Source organism: Enterobacter asburiae, from assembly GCF_001521715.1.
Classification (GTDB): Bacteria; Pseudomonadota; Gammaproteobacteria; order Enterobacterales; family Enterobacteriaceae; genus Enterobacter; species Enterobacter asburiae.
The window spans coordinates 191,685-207,743 of record NZ_CP011863.1; the positions used below are offsets into that span (position 1 = coordinate 191,685).

Annotated in this window: 16 protein-coding genes and 1 pseudogene; 4 read left to right on the forward strand and 13 right to left on the reverse strand. The window is 58.2% G+C overall.

Annotated features, from left to right (window positions below; all coding sequences use genetic code 11):
- Positions 1–14: 14 nt before the first annotated feature.
- Complete coding sequence (tesA, locus tag ACJ69_RS00920) at positions 15–641, reverse strand: multifunctional acyl-CoA thioesterase I/protease I/lysophospholipase L1 (protein ID WP_133549871.1); 627 nt, start codon at positions 639–641, stop codon at positions 15–17.
- Here tesA and ybbA point away from each other — a divergent pair.
- From ybbA to ACJ69_RS00935, 3 genes are all read left to right on the forward strand, one after another.
- Positions 609–1,295, forward strand: a complete 687-nt coding sequence (gene ybbA / locus ACJ69_RS00925) for a putative ABC transporter ATP-binding protein YbbA (protein WP_054829843.1) — start codon at positions 609–611, stop codon at positions 1,293–1,295. The two genes, tesA and ybbA, sit on opposite strands and share 33 nt — an antisense overlap.
- The gene (gene ybbP, locus ACJ69_RS00930; RefSeq protein WP_059346277.1) at positions 1,292–3,706 is read left to right on the forward strand and encodes a putative ABC transporter permease subunit YbbP; all 2,415 of its coding nucleotides are present in this window, start codon (positions 1,292–1,294) and stop codon (positions 3,704–3,706) included. The genes ybbA and ybbP overlap by 4 nt, the downstream gene beginning before the upstream one ends.
- Positions 3,707–3,889: 183 nt before the next feature.
- Positions 3,890–5,035, forward strand: a complete 1,146-nt coding sequence (locus tag ACJ69_RS00935) for a porin (protein WP_023310628.1) — start codon at positions 3,890–3,892, stop codon at positions 5,033–5,035.
- 123 nt (positions 5,036–5,158) lie between these two features.
- Here the strand turns inward: ACJ69_RS00935 and mnmH are convergent, their stop codons facing one another.
- From mnmH to ppiB, 7 genes and pseudogenes are all read right to left on the reverse strand, one after another.
- Positions 5,159–6,229: a tRNA 2-selenouridine(34) synthase MnmH gene (mnmH, locus tag ACJ69_RS00940; protein WP_059346278.1), complete on the reverse strand. Its 1,071-nt coding sequence runs from the start codon at positions 6,227–6,229 to the stop codon at positions 5,159–5,161.
- Positions 6,230–6,313: 84 nt separating this feature from the next.
- A complete protein-coding gene (gene purK / locus ACJ69_RS00945) occupies positions 6,314–7,381 on the reverse strand; it encodes a 5-(carboxyamino)imidazole ribonucleotide synthase (RefSeq protein WP_059346279.1) in 1,068 nt (355 codons plus the stop codon).
- Positions 7,378–7,887 (reverse strand): 5-(carboxyamino)imidazole ribonucleotide mutase, encoded by a 510-nt coding sequence (gene purE, locus ACJ69_RS00950; RefSeq protein ID WP_014882834.1) that lies wholly within the window; start codon positions 7,885–7,887, stop codon positions 7,378–7,380. Before purE ends, purK begins: the two co-directional genes overlap by 4 nt.
- A 161-nt stretch (positions 7,888–8,048) precedes the next feature.
- Positions 8,049–8,234: a hypothetical protein gene (locus ACJ69_RS00955; protein ID WP_029741050.1), complete on the reverse strand. Its 186-nt coding sequence runs from the start codon at positions 8,232–8,234 to the stop codon at positions 8,049–8,051.
- A gap of 68 nt (positions 8,235–8,302) precedes the next feature.
- On the reverse strand, positions 8,303–8,512 hold the full coding sequence (locus ACJ69_RS00960; RefSeq protein WP_023310633.1) for a YdgH/BhsA/McbA-like domain containing protein: 210 nt from the start codon (positions 8,510–8,512) through the stop codon (positions 8,303–8,305).
- 137 nt (positions 8,513–8,649) lie between these two features.
- Positions 8,650–9,371, reverse strand: a pseudogene (gene lpxH / locus ACJ69_RS00965) (UDP-2,3-diacylglucosamine diphosphatase).
- 3 nt (positions 9,372–9,374) lie between these two features.
- Positions 9,375–9,869, reverse strand: a complete 495-nt coding sequence (ppiB, locus tag ACJ69_RS00970; RefSeq protein WP_023310635.1) for a peptidylprolyl isomerase B — start codon at positions 9,867–9,869, stop codon at positions 9,375–9,377.
- Between the two features lie 174 nt (positions 9,870–10,043).
- Here ppiB and cysS point away from each other — a divergent pair, with 174 nt between their 5' ends.
- Positions 10,044–11,429, forward strand: coding sequence for a cysteine--tRNA ligase (gene cysS / locus ACJ69_RS00975; RefSeq protein WP_059346280.1), 1,386 nt, complete (start codon positions 10,044–10,046; stop codon positions 11,427–11,429).
- A gap of 90 nt (positions 11,430–11,519) precedes the next feature.
- On the opposite strand, the gene ACJ69_RS00980 is transcribed toward cysS, so the two are convergent.
- The 5 genes from ACJ69_RS00980 to folD form a co-directional block, all read right to left on the reverse strand.
- The gene (locus tag ACJ69_RS00980; protein WP_059346281.1) at positions 11,520–12,041 is read right to left on the reverse strand and encodes a metal-dependent hydrolase; all 522 of its coding nucleotides are present in this window, start codon (positions 12,039–12,041) and stop codon (positions 11,520–11,522) included.
- Positions 12,042–12,115: 74 nt separating this feature from the next.
- Entirely contained in the window at positions 12,116–13,132 is a 1,017-nt protein-coding gene (gene malI / locus ACJ69_RS00985; protein ID WP_023310638.1) for a Mal regulon transcriptional regulator MalI, read from the reverse strand.
- Between the two features lie 86 nt (positions 13,133–13,218).
- Positions 13,219–14,718, reverse strand: a complete 1,500-nt coding sequence (locus ACJ69_RS00990; RefSeq protein ID WP_059346282.1) for a PTS transporter subunit EIIC — start codon at positions 14,716–14,718, stop codon at positions 13,219–13,221.
- Between the two features lie 233 nt (positions 14,719–14,951).
- Positions 14,952–15,164, reverse strand: a complete 213-nt coding sequence (ybcJ, locus tag ACJ69_RS00995; RefSeq protein ID WP_023334767.1) for a ribosome-associated protein YbcJ — start codon at positions 15,162–15,164, stop codon at positions 14,952–14,954.
- A 1-nt stretch (position 15,165) separates the two neighbouring features.
- Entirely contained in the window at positions 15,166–16,032 is an 867-nt protein-coding gene (gene folD / locus ACJ69_RS01000; RefSeq protein ID WP_008499332.1) for a bifunctional methylenetetrahydrofolate dehydrogenase/methenyltetrahydrofolate cyclohydrolase FolD, read from the reverse strand.
- Positions 16,033–16,059 lie beyond the last annotated feature (27 nt).

Sequence of the window (16,059 nt, forward strand, 5' to 3'; positions counted from 1 at the left end):
GGATCTCCGCTTAATCAGGAGTCATGTTTAACTAAAGGAGCCAGCCGCGTTGCCATCCAGTCGGCAATAAACGGCTGAGCATCGCGATTGGGGTGGATCCCGTCGTCTTGCATCCACTGGGGTTTGAGATAGACCTCTTCCATGAAAAATGGCAGCAGCGGAATATCAAACTCTTTGGCAAGCTTAGGGTAGATCGCGCTAAAGGCTTCATTATACCGACGACCGTAGTTGGCGGGCAGGCGAATTTGCATCAGCAGCGGCTGGGCGTTTGCCGCTTTGATATCCTGCAAAATGGTGCGCAGCGTTTGCTCGGTTTGCTGAGGCTGAAAACCGCGCAATCCATCGTTACCGCCAAGTTCCACCAGCACCCAGCGCGGCTGGTGCTGTTTGAGCAGCGCAGGCAGGCGCGACAGGCCCTGCTGCGAGGTATCACCGCTGATGCTGGCGTTGATTACCGGCGTCTTGCTCTGCCATTTGTCATTGAGCAGGGCGGGCCAGGCCGCGCTGGCCGCCATGCGATAGCCTGCGCTGAGGCTGTCGCCGAGAACCAGTAACGTGTCCGCTGCCGCCGCGCGGAAGGTCATCAGAATCAAAAACAGGAAGGGCAAATGCCAGCGGAAAACAGTGTTGAAGTTCATCATCTTAAGAAGTCCGTCGGTCAGGGGGAACACGAGCTTTCCATCCTTACTGGAGTTGAACTCGTTGTCAAACGCGCTGAAACCATCGCGCTGATTGGCGAATCCGGCTCCGGCAAATCCACGCTGCTGGCGATTTTGGCCGGTCTGGACGACGGCAGCAGCGGCGAGGTCCACCTTGTCGGGCACCCGCTGCACCAGCTTGATGAAGAGGCGCGGGCCGCGCTGCGCGCGCGTCACGTTGGTTTTGTTTTTCAGTCCTTTATGCTGATTCCCACCCTGAACGCGCTGGAAAACGTCGAACTCCCGGCGCTGTTGCGCGGTGAAAACAGCCGTGAAAGCCGCACGCATGCGAAGGCGCTGCTGGAACAGCTCGGTCTGGGGAAACGTCTCTACCATCTTCCCGCGCAGCTTTCCGGCGGCGAGCAGCAGCGCGTGGCGCTGGCGCGGGCGTTTAACGGTCGACCCGAAGTCCTGTTTGCCGATGAGCCCACCGGTAACCTTGACCGTAAAACCGGCGACAAAATTGCCGACCTGCTGTTTTCGCTCAACCGCGAGCACGGCACCACGCTGATCCTCGTGACCCACGATCCTCAGCTCGCCGCCCGCTGCGACCGTCGCCTGCGTCTGGTCAACGGTATTCTTCAGGAGGAGGCATGATTACCCGCTGGTTCTGGCGCGAGTGGCGTTCCCCCTCGCTGCTGATCGTCTGGCTGGCGCTCAGCCTGGCGCTGGCCTGCGTGCTGGCGCTCGGCAGCGTCAGCGACCGCATGGAAAAAGGGCTCAGCCAGCAGAGCCGGGAGTTTATGGCGGGGGACAGGACGCTGCAAAGCTCCCGCCCGGTGCCGTCGGGCTGGATTGACGAAGCGCGCAAAGAAGGGCTGAAGGTGGGGGAGCAGATAACCTTCCAGACCATGACCTTTGCGGGCGACACGCCGCAGCTCGCCAGCGTGAAGGCCGTCGATGATATCTACCCGATGTACGGCGAATTGCAGACCAACCCGCCCGGGCTGAAGCCGAAGCCCGGCACGGTGCTGCTGGCATCACGTCTGATGGCGCTTCTGAACCTGAAACCCGGCGACAGTATCGACGTCGGCGACGCCACGCTGAAAATCGCCGGGGAAGTGGTCCAGGAACCCGACTCCGGCTTTAATCCCTTCCAGCTCGCGCCGCGCCTGCTGATGAATACTGCGGATGTCGCGGCAACCCATGCCGTTCAGCCGGGCAGTCGCGTCACCTGGCGCTATAAGTTTGGCGGCACGCCAGCCCAGCTTGACGCGTACGAAAAATGGCTTCTGCCGCAGCTGAAATCAGAGCACCGCTGGTACGGGCTGGAACAGGACGAAGGGGCGCTCGGCAAATCTCTCGAGCGTTCTCAGCAGTTCCTGCTGCTTTCGGCGCTGTTAACCCTGCTGCTGGCCATTGCGGCGGTTGCCGTGGCGATGGGCCACTACTGCCGCAGCCGTTACGACCTGGTGGCGATCCTCAAAACCCTTGGGGCGGGCAGGGCGCAGCTGCGCAAGCTTATTGTCGGCCAGTGGCTGATGCTGCTGATTCTGTCCGCGCTGACCGGCGGAATAATGGGGCTGCTGTTTGAAAAACTGCTGATGGTGATGCTGAAACCGGTGCTCCCGGCCGCCTTGCCGCCGGCCAGCCTCTGGCCGTGGCTATGGGCAATCGGCGCGATGACGGTGATTTCGCTGCTGGTAGGGCTACGCCCGTACCGCCTGCTGCTCGCGACGCAGCCGCTGCGCGTGCTTCGCAACGATGTGGTAGCGAACGTCTGGCCGCTGAAGTTCTACCTTCCGGTGATTATTGCCGTAGCGGTGGGGCTGCTGGCGTGGCTGATGGGGGGCAGCACGCTGCTGTGGGCGGTACTGGCCGGGGCGGTTGTGCTGGCGCTGCTGTGCGGCGTGCTGGGCTGGATACTGCTCAACGTCCTGAAGCGGCTGACGGTGAAATCCCTGCCTGTGCGCCTGGCGGTCAACCGCCTGCTGCATCAGCCCTGGTCAACGCTCAGCCAGCTGTCGGCGTTTTCGCTGTCGTTTATGCTGCTGGCGCTGCTGTTAGTGCTGCGCGGCGATCTGCTGGATCGCTGGCAGCAGCAGCTTCCCCCGGAAAGCCCGAACTATTTCCTGATCAACATTGCCCCTGAGCAGGTCACGCCGCTGAAGGGCTTCCTGTCGGAGCATCACATTATTCCTGAATCGTTCTATCCCATCGTGCGCGCGCGTCTGACGCAGATCAACGGTCAGCCAACGGAGGGGAATAAGGACGAGTCGCTGAACCGCGAGCTGAACCTGACCTGGCAGGAAAAACGCCCTGACCATAACCCGATAACCGCCGGCACCTGGCCGCCGAAAGCGGGGGAAGTCTCGATGGAAGAGGGGCTGGCGACGCGGCTGAACGTGAAGCTCGGGGACAGCGTCACCTTTACCGGCGATACCCAGGATTTTACCGCGAAAGTCACCAGCCTGCGTAAAGTGGACTGGGAAAGCCTGCGGCCAAACTTCTTCTTTATCTTCCCGCCGGGCGCGCTGGACGGGCAGCCGCAGAGCTGGCTGACCAGCTTCCGCTGGGAAAACGGCAACGGCATGCTGACCCAGCTCAACCGGGAGTTTCCGACGGTCAGCCTGCTGGATATCGGGGCGATCCTGAAGCAGGTAGGGCAGGTGCTGGAGCAGGTGAGCCGCGCGCTGGAGGTCATGGTGGTGCTGGTGACGATCTGCGGCGTGCTGTTGCTGCTGGCTCAGGTGCAGGTGGGGATGCGCCAGCGCCATCAGGAGCTGGTGGTCTACCGCACGCTGGGGGCCGGAAAGCGGTTGCTGCGGATGACGCTCTGGAGCGAGTTTGCGCTGCTGGGGCTGGTGGCGGGTCTGGTGGCGGCCATTGGCGCGGAAACGGCGCTGGCGGTGCTGCAGGCAAAGGTCTTTGACTTCCCGTGGGAGCCTGACTGGCGTCTCTGGTTGATCCTGCCTTTCAGCGGCGCGGTGCTGCTTTCTCTTTGCGGAGGCTGGCTCGGCACGCGGCTGTTAAAGGGGAAAGCCCTGTTCCGTCAGTTTGCAAGTTGATTTAGAACCGTGATAGTTGCGCGCCGGTTTTTAATGCCGGTGCGCAGTATTAAAATAGCACAAAGTGATAATACCCACTCATTTAGTAGCACAAAACATTAAAAACCCGACCACACGGCCCGATTATTTCCAGTTAATATTCACCCGCTAAATATTTAGCAGCGTGTCTATTAAGGAAAAATAATGACTATAAAAAAATCAGCGCTGGCGGCAACGATCGGCGCGGCAGTGGCATTGACTACCTTCGCTTCTCAGGCGGAAATCACCGTTCTTAAGCAGGATCCTCAGGCGGGTAACCCGCTGAGCCGTCTGAACTTCACCGTTGGCGGCAGTATTCGTCCTCAGTTCCAGAACATGACCGGCGACGACGGTAAAAACAGCTACAAGCGTAACGGCTTTGACGGCGGCACCCGTTTCCGTTTCGCGGCTGATTACTACCTGTTTGATGACATCAGCTGGATCAGCTACTACGAGCTGGGTGTCAATATTCCTGCGCAGTTTAACTGGGATCACCACTACGCCGACGGCGCACACGACACCACTCGTCGTATGCTCTACACCGGTCTGAAGAGCGATACCTGGGGTACGCTGACCTTCGGTCAACAGAACAGCGTTTACTATGATGTGGTGGGCGCGAAAACCGATATCTGGGACTACGACATGATCGGTCAGGCTCCGGGTAACGGGATCAACGGCGATTACGACGGTTCTTACCGTTCACGCCAGATGCTGAAATATAAGAAAACCGTGGGCGATGCCGACATCTACGCATCTTACCTGTTTGAAGACAGCGAATACCTGCCGGGCAACGGCCTGCGCTACAAGCGTAAAGGCGGCGGTTCACTGGGTCTGGATTACCACCTGACTACCGATCTGACCTGGGGCGCCGCGTGGAACTACACCCGCGCGGACATGCGTAACCCGGACAACGGCGACAGCAAAACCTACGACCAGAACATTCTCGGTACCGCGCTGAGCTGGACCCCGGACAACTGGACCTTCTCCGCAGGCGGCGGCTGGTACCAGAACTTCCTGACCACCAAAAAAGTGTCTGTTAACGACTACTTCGCCGGTGATGCATGGGGTATTGAATACTTTGCGGGCTACAAGTTCCCAATCGGCCAGTACGCGGTTAAATCCATCCAGCCTTACTTCATGGGTGACCGTATTGAGTACGTGAACGGCCGTAACTACCAGCGCATCGACAACGGCGTGGGTATCAGCTTCCAGCTGGATTACGGTTTCCGCGTGGATTACGAACACGTGTTCACGTCCAGCACCGACAACCTGGGCGACATGAACCTGGTGCGTCTGCGTTACGACTTCTAAGTCGTCTTGTAGGGTGCGGCCTGATGCCCTCACCCTGACCCTCTCCCACGGGGAGAGGGAACAAACATTAAAAACGGCAACCCTGGTTGCCGTTTTGCTTTTACCTCGCCACCCGGCTTTGTTTTAGCGATTAAGCCAGTCAGCGACCTCGCCATACGTCCCGCGATACACAATCTTCTCCGCCTTTTTCTCCAGCTGATAGCCGTACATCGGGTCGTAATAGTCCTTCAGCAGCGGCGCAAGCCAGCTGAAGTGCGCCTCTGTGCTGCCGGAGCGTTGCTGTTCCAGCAGCGCGGAATCTAACAGCGCGGTGAATTCTGCATACCGCTGCAGCCCCAGACGGCGGCGAATGGCGAACAGGCCGTGATGCAGATACTCGCTGTACTCCTTCCAGCCCGCGTCTTCACCGTAGGCAGCAGAAAAATCCGCCCACATGTGATCGAAATACTCTTCGCGCAGGCGCTCAAGGCGGACGTCAAACGGGTCTTCGACGACAACGATAGGGGCTTCAACCATGCGGTCGCGCAGACACTCCGGCAGGTGGTTGGAGCCAATCATCCGCCCCTCGTCTTCCAGCACCCAGCGCGCGGCGTCTTTTTTCAGGAGCTCAGCCGCAAGGTGATTTTCAAAGCTGGCCTGGGAAAGCTGCGGCGTGAGCGTGCGGCCAAACGACGAACCGCGGTGGTGCGCCAGCCCTTCCAGATCGATACCCTGCGCGTGCTGCTTCACCAGCAGGGTTTTGCCGTTTCCGGTACAGCCGCCGATGAGCACCATCGGCTTTTGTGACTGCTCGATGGTCACCTGAATCGCCGTCTGACGCAGGGCCTTATAGCCGCCGCGGATCAGCGGGTAGTCGATGCCCGCCTCTTTCAGCCAGGCCTGCGAGATATGCGAGCGCTGGCCGCCGCGCGCGCAGCAGAGAAAGCCCTCAGGATGGGTAAGGCTGGCTTCCCGCCAGGCGTTGATGCGTGCCTCACGCGTCTCGCCGCTCACCAGACTGTGGCCGAGCGCCAGCGCGGCGTCGGGCCCCTGGCGTTTATAGCAGGTGCCGACGGCGGCGCGCTCGTCGTCGTTCATTAAGGGCAGGTTGACCGCCGCAGGCATCGCGCCCTGGGCAAATTCGATCGGCGCGCGAACGTCGATTAAAGGGGTATCAGACGCGAGGATCGCGCGATAGTCCGTTCCATCGTTCATGGTTATTCCAGAAGAAAACTCAGCAGCAATGGGCGGGGATTGTACGCCGGGGAAGGGGAAGATCAACTCCCCGGCGCAGATGTCTTACTTGAGCTTTGACTGTGCCCAGACAATACCGCTCGCATATTCCGGCGGCAGGAGCGGGATCATGGCTTCCAGGGTGGCGCTCAGGCGGCCCGTGTCGCTGTCGTTCAGGTTCAGGTGACCGACCTTACGACCCGCGCGGACCTCTTTGTCATACCAGTGCAGATGCACGAGCGGCAGCTTCAGCCAGTCGTAGTTCAGATCGGTGCCGATCAGGTTGATCATCACCGACGGGCTGTTCACCACCGGCTGCGGCAGCGGCAGGTCGGCGATCGCGCGCAGGTGCAGCTCGAACTGGCTGATGGACGCGCCGTTTTGCGTCCAGTGCCCGCTGTTGTGCACGCGCGGCGCAAGTTCGTTGATCAGCAGACCGGACGGGGTGATAAAGCACTCCATCGCCATGACGCCCACATACCCGAGTTCGTGCATGATGGCAGAGAGCATATCTTCCGCCTGCGCCTGCTGGTCAGCATTGGCGTGCGGGAAGGCGACGCTGGTGCGCAGAATGCCGTCCTGATGCAGGTTATGCGTCAGCGGATAAAAGACGGTATGCCCGTCGTGCCCGCGCGCGCCAACCAGCGACACTTCGCCGCTGAAGTTAATGCCTTGCTCAACGATGCACTCGCCGTAGCAGTCGTCCGGCAGTTCTGCCGTTTCATCTGCACGCAGGCGCCACTGGCCGCGGCCGTCGTAACCGCCCACGCGGCGCTTCACGATTGCCAGCTCGCCCAGCATCGCGAAAACGTCATTCCACTCGCTTTTATCGGACAGGAGCTGCCACGGCGCGGTCGGCAGACCGAGCTTGTCGAACAGCTGCTTTTGCGTCAGACGGTCGGCGATGATCGGGAACACGTCGCGGTTAACGAAGGCGTTATGACGCGCCAGCTCGCGGGTCAGAGCCGTTTCCGGCCAGCGTTCGATCTCGGCGGTGATCACGCTCTGGTGGAACGGTACGGCTTCCGGTTCGGCGTCCAGCCCGACGGGCCAGACGGTAATACCCAGCGGCTCACCGGCCTGACGCAGCATGCGGCCTAGCTGGCCGTTACCGAGGACGCAAACCTGCTTCATGCCGCACCCCGCGGGTCCGGATTGTCCAGCACCTCGTCGGTCTGGGCTTTACGCCACTCCGCCAGACGCTGGTGTAATGCTTTATCGTGCGTCGCAAGAATTTGCGCCGCCAGCAGGGCGGCATTCGCAGCACCCGCTTTACCAATCGCCAGCGTGCCGACAGGAATACCGCGCGGCATCTGGACGATGGAGTAGAGGCTATCCACACCGCTTAACGCGGCGCTTTGGACCGGAACGCCCAGTACCGGCACCAGGGTTTTGGCGGCAATCATGCCTGGCAGATGTGCTGCGCCGCCCGCACCGGCAATGATCACCTCATAACCGTTCTCTTCGGCGCTTTCGGCGAAGCTGAACAGTTTGTCCGGTGTACGGTGCGCGGAGACCACTTCAACGTGGTGCGGAACATTCAGGATTTCAAAGATTTCGGCGGCGAACTGCATGGTAGCCCAGTCGCTTTTGGACCCCATCACGATGGCGACACGCGCCGGATTATTGCGGGAAGACATGCGTCTTAAAACTCCTGTGGTGCGAAACACACTGCTTTCGAGGGCACAGAGAATAGCATGTTATACGGGCAAGGAAAACGGTTGCGCGGTTAAAAGGCGAGCAGTTATGGCGAGAAAGAGATAACAAAAAAGACCGCACGATGGCGGTCTTTTATGTGATGTTACTGAAGATCCCCTGCGGACAGGTTCTCGTTGTCAAACGCGCGGCTGACATCGATATGATTCACCATGCTGGTGTCGGCATTCGAGCCTGATTTTGGCACGGAGAAGCGATTCTCCGCGGCCTGTGCGCCAGTGGACACCACGACTGCCAGCAGCAGGGTACTTACGATGCTGATGTTTTTCATTCTCTGTTCCTTCCTCATCGTATTGTCGCTGCTGCACGTCTTAGCTGGCGGCACGGCAATCAGGATTTTTATTTAGTCAGTTCTGCGGTCATGTACACGCGGTTGTTGACCTTCGCGCTCGTGATTTTATAAGAGGCATTCTGCTCGGCGGCCTGCGCGGCAATTTTCGCTTCTGCGCGGTCAAGGGTAGAGGCGGTTGCGCTCACGCTTTGAGCGAAAGAACCGAAAGAAACCAGGGAAAGAGCGGCAACTGCAACGAAAGTTTTGATAGATTTCATGGTCGTATTCCTTAAGTTTTTTATCTGGGATAGGGCGTGTTGCCCTGATGTGATAAATAATAGGCCGACCACGGGCTGATTAAAATCGAAACAATTTGCCGATATTGTTCAAAAAAATAGAATGATAGTGTGAGGGGTTAGAACGGAAACGCGATCAGCTCCACGCCCTCTGGCGAGACTTTGACCATGGAGCCTTCGGTGTGCCAGGCACCCAACACCACGCGATGGGCCGGTTCGCCGTTGGCGATAAGGGAATGGACGTCAGGACGATGCGTATGACCGTGGATCAACCACTGAACACCATGCTTTTCCATCACGCTCGCCACGGCCTGCGGGTTCACGTCCATGATGGTCATGGATTTGCTGCTGTTGGCGGCTTTACTGCCCGCGCGCATTCTGGCGGCGATGCGGTTGCGGATAAACAGCGGCAGCGCAAGGAACACCTTTTGGATCCACGGGTGTGGACTTTGGCGCGAAACGCCAGGTAGCCGGTATCGTCGGTGCAGAGCGTGTCGCCGTGCATGATCAGAACCCTGCGGCCATAGAGGTCGAGCACCTGCTCTTCCGGCAGCAGCGTCATGCCGCTTTCGCGGGCGTAGCGCTTGCCGATCAGGAAATCACGGTTGCCGTGAATGAAGTAGCAGGGGACGCCGGAATCCACGAGCGCGCGAATGGCGGCGGCCATTTCACGGTGCAGCGGGTTAGGGTCGTCGTCGCCAATCCAGGCTTCAAAGAGATCGCCCAGGATGTACAGCGCATCGGCGCTTTTCGCTTCACCGCGTAAAAAACGCAGAAAACCGGCGGTTATCGCCGGTTCTTCTGTTTGCAGATGCAGATCCGCAATAAAGAGTGTCGCCACGAATTACTCGCTGACGGTCACGCTTGTAATCACAACGTCTTCTTTAGGAACGTCCTGGTGCATACCGCTGCGGCCAGTAGCGACGGCTTTGATCTTGTCAACCACGTCCATACCTTCAACCACTTCTGCGAATACGCAGTAGCCCCAACCCTGCAGGCTTTCGCCGGAGAAGTTCAGGAAGTCGTTGTCCGCCACGTTGATGAAGAACTGCGCGGTGGCAGAGTGTGGCGCCTGAGTACGGGCCATTGCCAGCGTACCGCGGGTGTTTTTCAGACCGTTGTTCGCTTCGTTTTTAATCGCTTCTTTGGTCTCTTTCTGGTTCATGCCAGGTTCGAAACCGCCGCCCTGGATCATAAAGCCGTTGATCACGCGGTGGAAAATGGTGTTGTTGTAGAAACCTTCGCGGCAGTAGTCCAGGAAGTTTTTAACTGTTTCAGGCGCTTTGTCATCAAAGGTTTTGATTACGATATCGCCATGATTAGTGTGGAAAGTAACCATTTTTGCATCCTGTTCCGTTATTGTGGTACGTCGACCCGCGTTCGGGTCATCTACAGGGGCTTGTTATAGCATAACCACAGGATGCGATCACCTTGCATTGTGTGCTGCTTCGGGTTTGAATTACGGGTAGAATAGCCGGTTTTCAACCACACACGTGTTTACATGGAATCTTCGATGTTAAAAATCTTTAATACAATGACGCGCCAGAAAGAGGAATTTAAACCTATCCATGCCGGGGACGTCGGCATGTACGTGTGTGGTATTACGGTTTACGATCTCTGTCACATTGGCCATGGCCGTACCTTTGTCGCTTTTGACGTGGTGTCACGCTACCTGCGTTTTCTGGGCTACACCCTGAAATACGTGCGTAATATCACCGACATCGACGACAAAATCATCAAGCGCGCTAATGAAAACGGCGAAAGCTTCGTTGCGCTGGTCGATCGCATGATCGTCGAAATGCACAAAGATTTCGACGCCCTGAATATTCAGCGCCCGGACAGCGAGCCGCGCGCGACCCACCATATTCACGAAATCATCGAGATCACCGAAAAGCTGATCGCACGCGGTCATGCCTACGTTGCGGACAACGGTGACGTGATGTTCTCGGTGCCGACGGACCCAACCTACGGTTCGCTTTCCCGTCAGGATCTGGACCAGCTTCAGGCCGGCGCGCGCGTTGACGTGGTTGACGTGAAGCGTAACCCGATGGACTTCGTGCTGTGGAAAATGTCCAAAGAGGGCGAGCCAAGCTGGCCATCACCGTGGGGCGAAGGCCGTCCGGGCTGGCACATTGAATGTTCCGCGATGAACTGCAAGCAGCTGGGCAAGCACTTCGACATTCACGGCGGCGGTTCTGATCTGATGTTCCCGCACCACGAAAACGAAATCGCGCAGTCCACCTGCGCCCACGGCGGCGAGTACGTGAACTACTGGATGCACTCCGGCATGGTAATGGTTGACCGCGAGAAGATGTCTAAATCGCTGGGTAACTTCTTCACCGTGCGCGACGTGCTGAAGTATTACGATGCGGAAACCGTGCGCTATTTCCTGATGTCCGGCCACTATCGCAGCCAGCTGAACTACAGCGAAGAGAACCTGAAACAGGCGCGCTCTGCGCTGGAGCGTCTGTATACCGCGCTGCGCGGTACCGACAGGTCTGTTCCTGCTGCAGGCGGCGAAGCGTTTGAAGCCCGCTTCGTTGAGGTGATGAACGACGACTTCAACACCCCGGAAGCGTACTCCGTGCTGTTCGACATGGCGCGCGAAGTGAACCGCCTGAAGTCAGAAGATATGGCCGCGGCGAATGCGCTGGCGTCCCATCTGCGTAAGCTCTCCTCCGTGCTCGGCCTGCTGGAGCAGGATCCGGACGCGTTCCTGCAGAGCGGTGCGCAGGCGGACGACGGTGAAGTGGCGGAAATTGAAGCGTTGATCAAAGCGCGTCTGGAAGCGCGTCAGGCAAAAGACTGGGCGGCGGCAGATGCGGCGCGTAACCGTCTGACCGAGATGGGCATCATTCTGGAAGATGGCCCGCAGGGGACGACCTGGCGTCGTAAGTAAGTCTGTAACGCCCGGTGGCGCTTCGCTTACCGGGCCTACAAAAGCACGACCGTAGGCCGGGTAAGGCGTAGCCGCCACCCGGCTTTTCTTTTATCTCCGTTTCCACCACAACAACCCCATCAGCACTGCCCCCGGCAGCCACACCCACAGCAGTTCTGACACGATCACCTGATGCCCGTACGGCGTGGTATAGCGCGATAGCGCAAACGGCGCGACCTTAATGACCTGCCACGGCGCAAAGAAGCGTTCATCTGACCACGGCCACAGCCAGCCGACGCCTTTTCCGCCCGTGGTAATCGAATCCAGCAGGCTGTGCGACAGCAAAGACACGGTTAAAAACAGCCAGCACCGCGTCAGGCTGGCCCGGAACCATCGTCGGCCGATCAGCACGCAGAGTATCGGCACTACAAACGCGAACAGCAGGGAGTGGGTAAAGCCGCGATGGCCGAAAACATTGCCGTACGCGACGCCGAACTTGAACGCCAGCACGTCGGCATCCGGCAGCATGGCGAGGACAATCCCGGCAAACAGCAGGCGGGGAGGAATCACTTTGGTTCCCAGGCCTAAGCCCAGACAAAGCGGAACAGCGGCGTGTGTAATAACGGTAGGCATTGCGATTATCCATGGCAAATCATGGAAATATAGCAGCAATCCCGCACCAGCAGACCCGCGTCAAATTCTTATTTTTACGCCGACTCGCGCGCGATAAGCTGTCCGGAAAGCGTAATGCGCTGGGTTTGCAGCGTCGGCTCCTTCAGCGTACGAATAATCAGCCCGGCAGCCTGGCGCCCGGTCTCTTCGCTGGCGGACGAGACGTAGGTAAAGGACGGCGAGGTGAGGTTAACGTGGAGCATATCTTCGAAACCGACCAGCGCGACCTGCTGCGTCAGAAACACATCTTTACCCACCGTTCGTCCAACCTGATGAATACCGGAGATGGAGCCGATCATGGCATCCGGAGAGTGGCAGAGCAGGGCGGTGATGGTGTTGTTTTTTTCCAGCAGCTGGCGGGTGGCGAAACCCGCAGCCAGGGTGTCATCGCTGCAGGCCGGAGAATATTCATCGCGCCAGACCAGCCCGTTCTGCGTCATCGCGCTGCGAAAACCGAGCAGGCGCTGTTCGCGAATAAGGCAGCCTTCACGTCCGCCAATGTAGGCGATATTGCGATGGCCGCGCTCGATAAGATAACGCACCGCCAGATTTGCCGCCTGACGGTTATCGCGCATCACCAGATTGCATTTTTCATCCAGCAGCGACTGCGAGACCACCACCAGCGGCAGCGGGCAGCGGCGAATCTGTTCCGGCAGGGTAGACGTGCGGGTATCGGAGGCCAGATAGATAACCCCGGCGACGCCCTGCTGCTTAAACGACAGCAGACAGCGCTCAAGATGGTCATGGTCGTTCTGGGGCTGGCCGAGAAAAACCATATACCCCTGTTTTTCAAGATCCTGGACGATGCTCGCCATCACCTTGATGGAGAAACTGTCGCTAAAGTCACGGAGGATCAGGCCAATCAGATTGGACGTATTGGCGCGGAGATTGGCAGCGGCAACGTTATGAACATAGCCCAGCGTATTGATGGCAGCGTTGACCTTCTCGATCGTTGCCTCTGAGATTTTCCCTTTCTGGCGCAAAACCAGCGAGACGGTTGAGACCGACACGCCCGCGTGCTTTGCGACATCAATAATGCTGACTTTCTTCAAAACCGCTCCCTGAAATTCACCGATTATCAGTCAGATACGACAATGCGTCTCCCAGACTACAGGAGACGCGTCGTTCAGGCATCTTATTATTTGCCGATCATGGTGGACATGGTCTGGGCGATAAACTGTGCTCTGGCACCGAAAATCACCTGAATACCGTTGTCGCCGACGAAGACCACGCCGCGCGCGCCGAGTCCGTTCAGGCCATCCTTATCGACCACCTCGCTTTTTGCCACTTCCAGGCGAAGGCGGGTGATACAGGCGCCGACGGAGTCGATGTTGTGCGCCCCGCCCAGCAGGGTGATGATCTCGGTCGCGAGTTCTGAATCAGACTTATCATCCGCGTTGGCGGTCACTTCAGTGCGGCCCGGCGTTTTCACGTCGAAACGACGGATCACAAAGCGGAACGTGAAGTAATAAATCAGGCCCATTGGAATGCCGATGATAATCGCATTCAGGAAGTTGGTCTTGTAGCCGTTAAATGACGGCAGGATCCCGAATGACAGATAGTCGATAAAGCCTGCGGAGAAGGACTTGGCGATATGCGCATGCAGCAGATACATGGTCATGTAGGCCAGGCCCGCCATGATGGCGTTAAAGATGTACAGAATCGGCGCCACGAAGATAAAGGTAAACTCGACCGGTTCGGTGATCCCCGTCAGGAAGCAGGTCAGCGCCGCAGAGAACAGAATACCGGCCGCGATTTTCTTATTCTTCGTATGGGCTTCGTGATACATCGCCAGGCACGCGGCGGGCAGCGCGAACAGCATCAGCGGGAATTCGCCCTGCATGAATTTACCGGCATTCTGGTAGGTGTCGCTGCTGAAGGACTTCACTCCTTCTTCCAGCATCTTGAACCAGATGGTCTGGTCGCCGTGGATCACCTGTCCTGCCTGGGTGGTGTAATCCCCGAACGAATACCAGAAGGACGGATACCAGATGTGGTGCAGGCCGAGCGGGATCAGCGCGCGCTCTACCAGACCGAAGATAAAGGTCGATGCCGCCTGATTATCGCCGTTAACCACCACGGAGAGCGCGTCGATACCGGCCTGGATATGCTGCCACACGTACGGCAGCAGCAGCCCCATCAGGAACGACAGAAACGCCGTTGCAATGGCCACGAAGCGCTTGCCGGAGAAAAAGCCCAGGAACTCCGGCAGCTGCATGGTGTGGAAGCGGTTATAGCACCAGGCCGCGAGAATACCGCAGATCAGGCCGCCGAAGACGCCCATCTGCAGCGTCGGGATGCCGACGACCATGGCGTATTTCCCGCCCTGGGAGGCCATTTCCGGCGTGATGCTCAGCACGGTGCTGATGGTGATATTCGTGACAAACACCGACACCGCCGCAGACAGCGCCGCGATGCCGGATTCTGACGCCAGACCCACGGCGGAGCCAATGGCAAACAGCATCGGCAGGTTATCAAAGATAACCCCGCCCGCGTTCATCATCAGCGGCAGATGGAACTTATCGCCGAAGGCCAGCAGCAGGCCCGCAGCGGGAAGCAGTGAAATTGGCAGCATTAAGGCGCGACCAATCATCGATAACTTAGACAGCGATTTAACAAACCCTGATATCAGACTCATGCTGATTTCCCCCGAGTAGCGCTTTTTGGCGCTGTTATTGTAAGTAGAACGTTTTAGTAGAACGTTCTACTTATCGTGGGCAAAGAGTGAAAAACGCGCAACAGAATTTTCATGTTTCAACAGATGAAATAGTGATTATTTGAAGTTGATCGATAAATAACCGTGATGGGTGTGAGGGGATTTTATATCCCCTCTCCCTGTGGGAGAGGGTTAGGGTAAGGGCATAAAACGGCTCAGGCCGTAACGGTTACGCTCTGCCCTTCAAAGCTCACGGTCTGACCCGCGACAATCTTGCAGCGCTTGCGCGTTTCTACCACGCCGTCGACTTTTACCAGCCCGTCGGCGATAACGATTTTCGCCTGCGCGCCGCTTTCGCTCCAGCCTTCCAGCTTCAGCAGATCGCACAGCTCAACGTGCGGGTGTTTACCTAATGAAAAAGTCGCCATCTTACGCGTCCTCTACGTCATGATATTCTTCGCACGCCTGCAGCGTGTTCTGAATCAGCGTTGCTACGGTCATCGGGCCTACGCCGCCCGGTACGGGGGTGATGTAAGACGCGCGCGCGGCGGCATCTTCGTACACCACGTCGCCGACCACTTTGCCGTTTTCCAGACGGTTAATCCCGACGTCCACGACAATCGCGCCCTCTTTGATCCACTCGCCCGGAATAAAGCCCGGCTTGCCGACCGCGACGATCAGCAGATCGGCGTTCTCGACGTGGTGACGCAGGTTTTTGGTGAAGCGGTGGGTCACGGTGGTGGTGCAGCCCGCCAGCAGCAGCTCCATGCTCATCGGGCGGCCCACGATGTTGGACGCACCGATAACCACGGCGTTCAGACCGTAGGTGTCGATGTTATAGCGCTCCAGCAGCGTTACAATGCCGCGCGGCGTACACGGGCGCAGACGCGGCGCGCGCTGGCACAGGCGGCCAACGTTGTACGGATGGAAACCGTCCACGTCTTTATCCGGTGCAATACGCTCCAGCACCTTCACGTTGTCGATACCCGCCGGCAGCGGCAGCTGAACCAGAATACCGTCGATCTCTTTATCGGCATTCAGAGTGTCAATAAGTTCCAGCAGCTCTGCTTCGCTGGTGGTTTCCGGCAAATCGTAAGAGCGGGAGACGAAGCCCACCTCTTCACACGCTTTGCGCTTGCTGCCGACATAAATCTGCGATGCCGGGTTGCTGCCAACCAGCACAACGGCCAGCCCGGGGGCGCGTTTTCCGGCAGCTTTACGCGCCTTCACTTTTTCCGCGACCTCAGAGCGCACCTGCTGCGCAATCGTTTTACCGTCAATAATCTTTGCTGCCATCAGAGAGAAGATTCCGTCTGTAACGTT